We start from the raw sequence: 10,984 nt of genomic DNA, 5'->3' as shown, positions 1-10,984 counted from the left end.
GGGGGGGGCGGCGGGGGGTGGGGGGCCGACACCACCCCCCCCCCCCCCCCCCCCCCCCCCCCCCCCCCCCCCCCCCCCCCCCCCCCCCCCCCCCCCCCCCCCCCCCCCCCCCCCCCCCCCCCCCCCGGCCCCACCCACCCTCCCGAAAGCCCCCCAAACCCCCCAGCCCCGCGCAGCGGCCCCCACATGCCCCGACAATGGACCCATGCCCGGACCCGCCCCAAAGCTCACCGCCCCCACCTGGCTGACGACCACCGTCACCGCCACCCACGGCGAGCCCGGCCGCCAGTGGCTCGCCGCTCTGCCGACCGCGGTCACCACCCACCTGGCCCGCTGGAACCTCACCCTCGAACGCACCCTGGACCCCGGCGGCAGCCTCAGCCTGATCGCGTACGTCCACCGCGACGACCTCTCCCCCGCCGTCCTCAAGGCCGGACTGGTCACCCCCGAGACCGCCCACGAGCACACCGCGCTCACCCACTGGGCCGGCCGCGGCGCCGTACTGCTGCTCGACGCCGACCCCGCCGCGGGAGTCCTCCTCCTGGAGCGCCTGCACGGCGACATCCCGCTGCGCTCCCTCGCCGAGGCCAAGGCAATGCTGGAGGCCACCAGCCTGCTGCACCGCCTCTGGGTCGAGCCGCCCGCCAGGACCGAGCCGCCCGCCGGCACCGAACTGCCCACCGCCACCGCGCTGCCCACCCTCGCCGACCGGGTCGCCGACACCGCCGCCCGCCTCGCAGAGCACCGCACCCACCCCGCCGCGGCCGCCGCCCAGCCCCTCATCGACGAAGCCCTCGCCACCGCCCGGGCCCTGACCGCCTCCGCCGACGAGAACCTCCTGCTGCACGGCGACTTCCACCACGGCAATGTGCTCGCCGCCGACCGCGCCCCCTGGCTGGCCATCGACCCCCGCCCGCTGACCGGCGAGCGCGCCTACGACCTGGCCCGGCTCGCCCTGGACCGCGCGGACACCCTGATCGGCTCCCCCGGCGCCCCGGCCGCGGTCCGCCGCAGGCTCCAGCAACTCGCCGACGCCCTCGACGTCGACCGGGACCGCCTGCGCGGCTGGACCCTGTTCCGCGCCGTCGACCTGGCCCTTCGCGCACTGGCCACAGGCCGCCTCGAGGACGCCGAACTCCACCTGGAGTTCGCCGGCCACCTCTCCGACTAGACCGGCCGTTCCTCCACCGGCCCGCCCCCCGGCCGCAGCGGCCGCCGCAACGGCAGCCGCGCCCCCATCACCGCGTACAGCCGGTCCGTCGCCGGAAACCGCACCGCCCGGGCCAGGTCCTGGTAGCCCAGCGCCCGGTAGAGCCGCCGGGCCGGTGTCTCCGCGTCGATCGCCGACAGGATGCTGCGATCCAGGCCCGAGCCCTCGCACAGCAGCCGGATCAGCCGCGAGCCCACGCCCTGCCCCTGGAACTCCGGCAGCACGTGCAGTTCGGTGACCGCGAACACGCCGTCCAGCCAGTCCCCGTAGCCCCGGGCGGTCAGGTACGGCTCGATGACGGTGCTCCACCAGTGGTCCCGCTGGTTCGGCATCCCGTACCCGAACCCGACCAGCCGGCCGCCGCTCATCGCCCCGAAGGCGATCACCCCGGGCTGCCGGGCGTGCCGACCGACGATGTGCAGCCGGACCGCGACCTCCTCGGGCGTCAGCCCGAACGCCACCGCCTGGACGTCCAGCGCCTGCGGCGCCCAAGCCGCGAGGTCGATGGCCTCGATCGTCACCCCGGTCAGCTGATCCATGCTCCGGACGTTACTACCAGCGGCCCTGTGGCGCGGCCGAAGATCCGAACCCAACAACCGGCGAAACACCGGCGAACCGCGCCCCAACACCGCCCCGCTCCCGGGCACTCGGCTGGACACTCGCCCCGGCACCTGCCCCGGCACCTGCCCCGGCACCCACCCGGGCCCCCGGCCCGGAACGCTCAGAGCGAGGTCAGAACAGGACGCTCATGAACGCCCCGACCTCCCGGAACCCGACCCGTCGATACGCGGCCCGCGCCCGCAGGTTGAAGTCGTTGACGTACAGCGAGACCACCGGCGCCACCTCGCGCAGCGCGACGTCCAGCACGGCCGCCATCCCGGTCTCGGACAGCCCCTGGCCACGGTGCTCGGGTGCCACCCAGACGCCCTGGATCTGGCAGGCGCCCTGGGTCACGGCTCCGATCTCCGCCTTGAACACCACCCGGCCGTCCTCGGCGAAGCGCGCGAACGACCGCCCGGTGGTGACGAGTTCGGCCACCCGGGCCTGGTAGAGCAGCCCGCCGTCGCCGGCCAGCGGCGACACCCCCACCTCCTCGGTGAACATCGCCACGCAGGCGGGCATCAGCGCCTCCACCTCGTTGCGCCGCACCCGCCGCACCAGCGGGTCGGGCGCGATCTCCGCGGACGGCGAGGAGGTCGCCAACAGCGGCTGGTGGCCCCGGACTTCGCGCGCGGGGCCCCAACTCCGTTCCAGCAGCGCCCAGAAGGCGGCGGTCGCCCCGGCCGGGCCGACGATCGAGGAGCAGCGCCGGCCCTGCCGCCGGGCCCGTTCCGCGAAGGCGGCGACGGCCTGCGGCCCGGCGTTGACCAGGACGAGGTTCGCCCCGGCGTAGCAGAGGGCGTCGAGCACGCCGTCCGCGCCGTACCAGCCCCACATCTCCCCGCCGAGCCGCCACGGGTCCAGCCCGACGGCCTCGACCCGGGTCGCGACGAAGGCGTTGGCGACCGGGTCGCGGTGGAGGATCTCCAGGGCGTCCGCCAGGTCGGGCGGTTCCAGCACGCGGGTGGTGGCCAGCGCCCGGGCGGCCTGGAAGGAGCTGGGGAGCATCACACCTCGATCGATCATCGAGACAGCACCTCACTGAGACGACTCTGGCCGCACCCTACTCCGTGGCCCCACCCGGCTACGGCCGCGGGGCCGTCCGCGAACGGACGGCCCCGCTTCCGGAAAACTACGCTGCACCCGCACTCGAACCGCTCAGCGGTCACTCCCCGACGACGCGACCGCCCGACGGTCACCTCGCAACGACGCGACCGCCCGACGGCCACCCCGCGCCCACGTGACCGCTCAGCGGTCACTCCGCGGCGACGACGGTCGGCGAACCCGCCTCGACGCCCTCCTCCTGCATCTGCTCGGCGAGCTTGAGCGCCTCCTCGATCAGGGTCTCGACGATCTTCGACTCGGGAACGGTCTTGATCACCTGGCCCTTGACGAAGATCTGGCCCTTGCCGTTGCCGGAGGCGACCCCGAGGTCGGCCTCACGGGCCTCGCCGGGCCCGTTCACGACGCAGCCCATGACGGCGACCCGCAGCGGCACCTCCATGCCCTCCAGCCCGGCGGTGACCTCCTCCGCGAGCTTGTAGACGTCCACCTGGGCGCGGCCGCAGGACGGGCAGGAGACGATCTCCAGCCCGCGCTGGCGCAGCCCGAGCGACTCCAGGATCTGGTTGCCGACCTTGATCTCCTCGGCCGGCGGGGCCGACAGCGAGACCCGGATGGTGTCGCCGATGCCCTCGGCGAGCAGCGCGCCGAAGGCGACCGCGGACTTGATGGTGCCCTGGAAGGCCGGACCGGCCTCGGTGACGCCCAGGTGCAGCGGGTAGTCGCAGGCGGCGGCGAGCTGACGGTAGGCCTGGATCATCACGACCGGGTCGTTGTGCTTGACCGAGATCTTGATGTCGCGGAAGTCGTGCTCCTCGAACAGCGAGCACTCCCAGAGCGCGGACTCGACCAGCGCCTCCGGGGTGGCCTTGCCGTACTTCTCCAGCAGCCGCTTGTCGAGCGAGCCGGCGTTGACGCCGATCCGGATCGGCACCCCGGCGTCCTTGGCGGCCTTGGCGATCTCGCCGACCTTGTCGTCGAAGGCCTTGATGTTGCCCGGGTTGACGCGCACCGCGGCGCAGCCCGCGTCGATCGCCGCGAAGACGTACTTGGGCTGGAAGTGGATGTCCGCGATGACCGGGATCTGCGACTTCTTCGCGATGATCGGCAGCGCGTCGGCGTCGTCCTGGGAGGGGACGGCGACCCGGACGATCTGGCAGCCGGACGCGGTGAGCTCGGCGATCTGCTGCAGCGTGGCGTTGATGTCCGAGGTGACGGTGGTGGTCATCGACTGGACCGAGACGGGGGCGTCGCCGCCGACCGGCACGTTGCCGACCATGATCTGCCGGGAGTAGCGGCGCTTGGCGAGCGGCTTGAGCGGCAGGGACGGAATACCGAGCGAGATCGCGGTCATGTGCGCAGGGTTCCCCGGGGTTGAGGTGTGGTCGACCGCCCGGCCGTTGGGACGGCCGAGGCCGGGCGCGCGGACGATCGCGCACCCGGCCTCCACGGTACGGCACGGTCAGGGGGCCCAGCACACCCGCCGTACCCGAACGCCCTAGCCGATCTTCACCGGGTTCACCAGGTCGGCCACCATCACCAGCAGGGTGAAACCGATGAAGATGCTGGCCACGACGTAGGCGACCGGCATCAGCTTGGCGACGTCGAACGGGCCCGGGTCGGGCCGCCGGAACAGCTGTGCGAACCGGCGGCGGACCGACTCCCAGACCGCGCCCGCGATGTGGCCGCCGTCCAGCGGCAGCAGCGGCAGCATGTTGAACAGGAAGAGCGACAGGTTGATGCCGGCCAGCAGGTTCACGAAGATCGCGATCCGCTGGGTGGCCGACTCGTGCAGGGAGAACACCTCGCCGCTGACCCGGGCGGCGCCGACCATGCCGATCGGCGAGTCCGGGTCGCGCGGGGCGTCGCCGACGACGGCGTTCCACAGCCCGGGGATCTTGCCGGGCAGGGCGGCCAGCGACCTCACCCCGTTCTCGGCCATGTCGTACATCCGGTTGACCGACTGCCCGAGGCCGAGCTGGACCGTTTCGCTCTTCGGGGTGAACCCGAGGAACCCGGCCTGGACGGTCTGGCCCTTCACCGGCACACCGTTGCCGTCGTACTTCTGCACGTCGTTGACGGCGATGGTGGGCGTGAAGGTGAGCTGCCGGCCGCCGCGCTCCACGACGATCGACACCTGCTTGCCCGCCGACTTCCGGATGTCCGCCTGGAGCTGGTCGTAGTCGCGGATCCGGTCGCCGTCGAAGGAGAGCACCTTGTCCCCCTGGCGCAGGCCCACCTCGTTGGCCGGGGTCTTGGGCGCGTCGGCGGGGCAGGTGTCGGTGGGCTGACCGGCCTTGACCACGCACTGGGCGACCGAGCCGATGGTCGGCACCGCCATGGTGACGCCGAAGCCCATCATGACCGTCAGGAACAGCCCGAACGCCAGGACCAGGTTCATGAACGGCCCGGCGAACATGACGATGACCCGCTTCCAGGGCTTGCGGGTGTAGAACAGCCGGCTCTCGTCGCCCTCCTGGAGCTCCTCGTAGGAGGCCTCACGGGCGTCCTCGATCATGGACCGCCAGGGCGAGCTGCTGCGCTTGGTGATCCGGCCGTCCTCGCCCGGCGGGAACATCCCGATCATCCGGATGTACCCGCCGAAGGGGATCGCCTTGATCCCGTACTCGGTCTCGCCCTTCCGGCGCGACCAGATGGTCGGGCCGAAGCCGACCATGTACTGGGGCACCCGGATGCCGAAGAGCTTGGCCGTGGAGAGGTGGCCGAGCTCGTGCCAGGCGATCGAGACGAGCAATCCGACCACGAAGACCAGGATGCCGACCACCGTCAAAACCGTTGCCACCGCTGGTCCTCCGTCATGCCGCTCCGCTCATCGTCTGGTCGTACCGCGATCCGTGCCGTGCCGCGGGCCCGGCCGTGCCGGGCACCGCCGCCGGAGTGGGGCCCGTCAGCCCGCCGCCAGCTCGCGGGCCCGGGCACGTGCCCAGTCCTCCGCGTGCAGGACGTCCTCGACGGTCAGGGAAGTTCCCGCCGACGCCACCCGGCCGTCGTGCTGTCCGTGCTCGGCCACGACCTTGGCAACAGTGTCCACGATCCCGGTGAAGGCGAGGCGGCCCTTCAGGAAGGCCTCCACGCACTCCTCGTTCGCCGCATTGAACACCGCCGGCGCCGTTCCGCCCAGGGTGCCCACCTCACGGGCCAGCTCGACGGCCGGGAAGGCCTCGTCGTCCAGCGGGAAGAACTCCCAGGTCGCGGCCTTGGTCCAGTCACAGGCGGGCGCCGCGTCGGGCACCCGGTCCGGCCAGCCCAGGCCCAGTGCGATCGGCATCCGCATGTCCGGCGGGCTCGCCTGCGCCAGCGTCGAACCGTCGGTGAACTCCACCATCGAGTGCACCACCGACTGCGGATGGACCACGACCTCGATCCGGTCGAACGGCACGTCGTACAGCAGGTGCGCCTCGATCACCTCCAGGCCCTTGTTCACCAGGGTGGCCGAGTTGATCGTGACGACCGGGCCCATCGCCCAGGTCGGGTGCGCCAGCGCCTCCTGCGGGGTCACCCCGGCCAACTGCTCCCTGGTCCGGGTGCGGAACGGGCCGCCGCTCGCCGTCACCACCAGCTTGCGGACCTCGGCCCGGGTGCCGCCCGCCAGCGCCTGGAACAGCGCCGCGTGCTCGGAGTCCACCGGCACGATCTGGCCCGGCTTCGCCACCGCCTTCACCAGCGGACCGCCGACGATCAGCGACTCCTTGTTGGCCAGCACCAGCACCCGGCCCGCCCGCAGCGCGGCCAGCGTCGGCCGCAGGCCGATCGAACCGGTGATGCCGTTGAGCACCGAGTGGCACTCCAGCGCGGCCAGCTCGGTCGCCGCGTCCGGACCCACCAGCACGGCCGGCAGCGGACGGCCCGCCGCCTTCGCCGCCAGCGCCTCGCGCAGCGCCGGCTCCGCCGCCGGATCGGCCACCGCCACGGTGTGCACGCCCAGCCGCAGCGCCTGCTCGGCCAGCAGCTCCACCCGGCCGCCGGCCGCCGACAGCGCGACCACCCGGAACCGCCCCGGGTTGCGGAGCACGACGTCGATGGCCTGGGTGCCGATCGATCCGGTGGAACCGAGGATCACCAGCTCCCGGGGGCCGGAGGGGTCCGCCACGGTGGGCGTGAAACGCAGCTGCGGGTGGGCGAGCGAAGTCATGCGCCCATTGTGTCCTGTCCGAGACCTTTCCCAGGACGCCCCGGCACTCCCGGGCTACCGTCGGACCCATGCGTACCGTCATCGCCGGGGGCCACGGACAGATCGCGCTCGCGCTCGAACGGCTGCTCGCCGACCGCGGCGACCGCCCCGCCGGGATCATCCGCCGCCCCGAACAGGCCCCGGACCTCGTCGCGGCCGGCGCCGAGCCGCTGCTGCTCGACCTGGAGTCCGCCACCGCCCCGCAGCTCGCCGCCCTGCTCGCCGACACCGACGCGGTGGTCTTCGCCGCCGGCGCCGGCCCCGGCAGCGGCGCCGCCCGCAAGAACACCGTCGACCGCGACGCCGCCGTCCTGCTCGCCGACGCCGCCGAACTCGCCGGCGTCCGGCGCTACCTCATGGTCTCCTCGATGGGCGCCGACGCGGCCGCCCGCCACCCCGCCGACGAGGTCTTCGAGACCTACCTGCGGGCCAAGGGCGCCGCCGACGACGCCGTGCGCTCCCGCACCTCGCTGGACTGGACGGTGCTGCGCCCCGGGCGGCTCACCGACGGCCCCGGCACCGGCCTGGTCCGCCTCGCCCCCGCCGTCGGCCGCGGCGCGGTCGACCGGGCCGACGTGGCCGCCGTCCTGGCCGCCCTGCTGCACGAACCCGGCACCGCCGGGCAGACCCTGGAACTGGTCGCCGGGAACGCCACTATCGCCGAGGCGGTCGCCGCCGCGGCCGGACACGGCGCCTGAACGCGCCGCGGGGCCCGGTCCGCAAACCGGACCGGGCCCCGCGGCGAGCGGTCCCTCAGAGGTCGAGGCCGGTCAGCACCATGACCTTCTCGACGGTGTAGTCCTCCATCGCGTACTTGACGCCCTCACGGCCGACACCGGAGTCCTTGACGCCGCCGTACGGCATCTGGTCGGCCCGGTAGGACGGCGCGTCGCCGATGATCACACCGCCGACCTCCAGCTCCCGGTGCGCCCGGAAGGCGGTCTGCAGGTCGTGGGTGAACACGCCCGCCTGCAGGCCGAACGGCGAGTCGTTGACCGCCGCGAAGGCCTCCTCGACGCCCTCCACCCGGTGCAGCGACAGCACCGGGCCGAACACCTCGGCCTTGGCCAGGATCGCGTCGGCGGGCAGCTCGGCCAGCACGGTCGGGGCGTAGGTCGCGCCCTCACGGGTCCCGCCGGCGAGCAGCTTGGCACCCTTGGCGACCGCGTCGTCCACCCAGGACTCCACCCGCTTCGCGGCGTTCTCGTCGACCAGCGGGCCGACGTCCGTCGCATCGTCGTTCGGGTCACCGGTGACCTGCGCCGCGACCTTCGCCACGACCTTCTCCACCAGCGCGTCGTAGACCGACGCGTCGGCGATCACCCGCTGCACCGAGATGCAGGACTGGCCGCCCTGGTAGTTCGCGAACATCGCGATCCGGGTCGCCGCCCAGTCCAGGTCCGCCTCCGAGGACCAGTCCGCCAGCACCACGGCCGCGGCGTTGCCGCCCAGCTCCAGGGTGGTGTGCTTGCGCGGCACCGAGTCCATGATCTGGTAGCCGACCTTGTCCGAACCGGTGAAGGAGATCACCGGCACGCGCGGGTCCTGCACCAGGGCCGGCATCCGCTCGTTCGGCACCGGCAGGACCGACCAGGAACCGGCCGGCAGGTCCGTCTCGGCCAGGATCTCGCCCAGCACCATCGCCGACAGCGGCGTCGCCGGGGCCGGCTTGAGGATGATCGGGGCGCCGACCGCGATCGCCGGGGCGACCTTGTGGGCGACCAGGTTCAGCGGGAAGTTGAACGGGGCGATCCCCAGCACCACACCGCGCGGGAAGCGGCGCACCACCGCGAAACGGCCCACGCCGCCCGGGTCGGTGTCCAGCCGCATCGTCTCGCCGTTGGTGCGGCGCGCCTCCTCGGCGGCCCAGCGGAAGACCGACACCGCACGGCCGACCTCGCCGCGGGCCCACTTGACCGGCTTGCCGTTCTCGGCCGTGATCAGCTGGGCGAGCTCCTCGGTGCGCTCCGCCAGCCGCTTGGCCACGTGGTCCAGGGCGGCGGCCCGCTGGTGCGCCGGGGTCGCGGCGAACACCGGCAGCGCGGCCACGGCGGCGTCCAGCGCCTCCTCGACCTGGGCCTCGGTCGGCACGCTGACCCGGCCGACCAGACGGCCGTCCCAGCTGTTGTGCACCTCGAAATCGGCGTCACCGCTCGCCCGGCGGCCGGCGAGCCAGAAATCGTACGTGGTGGTCACCGTGGTACCGGCCCTCTCCTCGTCGTTGCGGCCCACGGGCGTGGGACCCGAACCCGAGGGTAGGTGCGCGGACCGGCCGACCGGATTGGCCGACTAGGAGCGTTCCGCCCCGGAGCCACTCCACCGCGTCCAGCCGGGCCCGCTACTCCTCACCCCCGCTACTCCTCGCCGGAGCGCAGCGCCAGCCACAGCTCCATCCGCACGTCCGTGTCGTCCAGCGAACGGCCCAGCAGTTCCTCCACCCGACGCATCCGGTAGCGCAGCGTGTGCCGGTGCACCCCCAGGTCCGCCGCGGCGGCGTCCCACTGCCCGTGCCGCGACAGCCACGCCCGCAGCGAGGCCACCAAGTCCCCGCGGGCCGTCCGGTCGTGCTCGCGCAGCGGCCGCAGCAGCCCCTCCGCGAACGCCGTCACCGCGTCCTCACCGAGCAGCGGCAGCAGCGACCCGGCGCCGACCTCCTCGTGGTCCACCGACCGGCGACCACCGCGCAGGGCCACCGCCAACGCCCGCTCCGCCTGCGCGTGCGCCGTCCCCGCCTCCTCCAGCGCGGCCGGCGCCGAGACGCCCAGCGACAGGCCCTCGTGCTCCTCCACCGCCCCCAGGCAGGCCCGGTGCACCGCGCCGTTGTCCAGCGCCAGCACCATCAGCCGCGGCCCGTGGGCGCCGTCCTCCCGCGCCACCAGCAGCTTCTCGCCCACCCGGGCACCCGCCTGCTCGGCCCGGTCCCCCAGCTCCACCAAGGCCTCCGCGGCCTCCGCGTTCGGCCCCGCCCCGGCCACCAGAACCCTTATCGTCCCCTCCGGCAGACCGCCGAACAGCCCCACCGCCACCTGCCGGGCCGTCGCCACCTCACCCGCCAGCACCATCCGCAGCAGCGCCGCGCCCATCCGCTCCTCGGCCTGCCGGAGCTCGCGCGATCGCTCCAGGGTGAGCGTCAACAGCGCCACCGCCGCGTTCAGCACGTACCGCTCGGTCGGCGTGATCCGGTCCTCGGTCCCGACCGCCAGGAAGCCCCGGGCCCGCCGGTCCGCCCCCAGCGACTGGACCACCACGTAGTCCTCGTCCGCCGTGTCTATCCCCGGCGACCGCCCCTGCAGCGCGGCACTCGACGGCGCCGGTCGCCGGCGCAGCCGGTCCACCTCCGCCGCCAGCCGCCCCGCCCGGCGCGCCGCCCAGTCCGGCGCCACCACCGACAGCGCGCCCGACCCGTCGTACAGCGCCGCCCAGCCCCCCAGCCGGGCCGCCAGCCGGCGCACCACGGCTGTCGTGCCGTCCTTGCCCAGCGCCGCCCGGGTCAGCTCTTCCTGCGCCTCGAAGCTCGTCGTCACCGCCTCGTACTGCTCCGCGGCCAGCGCCGCCGACACCACCTTGCTGATCGCGATGAACGGCGTCGGCTCCGGCACCCGCAGCAACGGCAGACCCCGCTGCTGCGCCGCGTCCACCAGCGGCTGCGGCACCTCGGTGTGCGACAGGCCCACCCCCAGGCCCAGCCCGACCACCCCGGCATCGGCCAGCCGGTGCACGTACGCCTGCAGCTGCGCCGCCGTGCGGCCCAGCTTGATACCGGTGGTGAGCAGCAGCTCGCCACCCTCCAGGAACGGCGTCGGGTCGTCCAGCTCGCTGGTGTGCACCCAGCGGACCGGCCGCTCCAGGTGGTCCGCACCGGCGAGCACCGTCAGGTGGAGCGAACTGTTGCGGACGACGGAGGCGAGTGTGGGGGGCAT

Annotated in this window: 9 protein-coding genes; 2 read left to right on the top strand and 7 right to left on the bottom strand. The window is 73.9% G+C overall.

All coding sequences use genetic code 11. From position 1 onward, the window contains the following. Window positions 1-205: 205 nt before the first annotated feature. Entirely contained in the window at window positions 206-1,171 is a 966-nt protein-coding gene (locus ACIQWA_RS40355; protein ID WP_402492029.1) for an aminoglycoside phosphotransferase family protein, read from the top strand. Here the strand turns inward: ACIQWA_RS40355 and ACIQWA_RS40350 are convergent. The 5 genes from ACIQWA_RS40350 to dxr all read right to left on the bottom strand — a co-directional run bounded on the left by ACIQWA_RS40350 (window position 1,168) and on the right by dxr (window position 7,025). Then, window positions 1,168-1,749: a GNAT family N-acetyltransferase gene (locus ACIQWA_RS40350; RefSeq protein ID WP_402492026.1), complete on the bottom strand. Its 582-nt coding sequence runs from the start codon at window positions 1,747-1,749 to the stop codon at window positions 1,168-1,170. The two genes, ACIQWA_RS40355 and ACIQWA_RS40350, sit on opposite strands and share 4 nt — an antisense overlap. A gap of 193 nt (window positions 1,750-1,942) precedes the next feature. Next, window positions 1,943-2,818 (bottom strand): GNAT family N-acetyltransferase, encoded by an 876-nt coding sequence (locus tag ACIQWA_RS40345; protein WP_402492032.1) that lies wholly within the window; start codon window positions 2,816-2,818, stop codon window positions 1,943-1,945. 247 nt (window positions 2,819-3,065) lie between these two features. Beyond that, window positions 3,066-4,226, bottom strand: a complete 1,161-nt coding sequence (gene ispG / locus ACIQWA_RS40340; protein WP_360245255.1) for a flavodoxin-dependent (E)-4-hydroxy-3-methylbut-2-enyl-diphosphate synthase — start codon at window positions 4,224-4,226, stop codon at window positions 3,066-3,068. Between the two features lie 144 nt (window positions 4,227-4,370). After that, window positions 4,371-5,675: a M50 family metallopeptidase gene (locus ACIQWA_RS40335; protein WP_402492023.1), complete on the bottom strand. Its 1,305-nt coding sequence runs from the start codon at window positions 5,673-5,675 to the stop codon at window positions 4,371-4,373. Window positions 5,676-5,780: 105 nt separating this feature from the next. Further along, window positions 5,781-7,025: a 1-deoxy-D-xylulose-5-phosphate reductoisomerase gene (dxr, locus tag ACIQWA_RS40330; protein WP_402492021.1), complete on the bottom strand. Its 1,245-nt coding sequence runs from the start codon at window positions 7,023-7,025 to the stop codon at window positions 5,781-5,783. Window positions 7,026-7,093: 68 nt separating this feature from the next. On the opposite strand from dxr, the gene ACIQWA_RS40325 reads away from it, so the two are divergent. Beyond that, window positions 7,094-7,762 carry an NAD(P)-binding oxidoreductase gene (locus tag ACIQWA_RS40325; RefSeq protein ID WP_402492018.1) on the top strand — a complete coding sequence of 223 codons (669 nt, stop codon included), beginning with the start codon at window positions 7,094-7,096 and terminating at the stop codon, window positions 7,760-7,762. Between the two features lie 55 nt (window positions 7,763-7,817). Here the strand turns inward: ACIQWA_RS40325 and ACIQWA_RS40320 are convergent, their stop codons facing one another. Both ACIQWA_RS40320 and ACIQWA_RS40315 read right to left on the bottom strand, forming a co-directional pair. Further along, window positions 7,818-9,260 carry an aldehyde dehydrogenase family protein gene (locus ACIQWA_RS40320; protein ID WP_360245267.1) on the bottom strand — a complete coding sequence of 481 codons (1,443 nt, stop codon included), beginning with the start codon at window positions 9,258-9,260 and terminating at the stop codon, window positions 7,818-7,820. 158 nt (window positions 9,261-9,418) lie between these two features. After that, window positions 9,419-10,984, bottom strand: a complete 1,566-nt coding sequence (locus tag ACIQWA_RS40315) for a PucR family transcriptional regulator (RefSeq protein WP_360245270.1) — start codon at window positions 10,982-10,984, stop codon at window positions 9,419-9,421.

It is taken from the genome of Kitasatospora sp. NPDC098652 (assembly GCF_044760155.1).
In the GTDB taxonomy this organism is placed as follows: domain Bacteria; phylum Actinomycetota; class Actinomycetes; order Streptomycetales; family Streptomycetaceae; genus Kitasatospora.
Note: the sequence above shows the minus strand (reverse complement) of the source record. Positions and strands in the feature narration are given on the sequence as shown.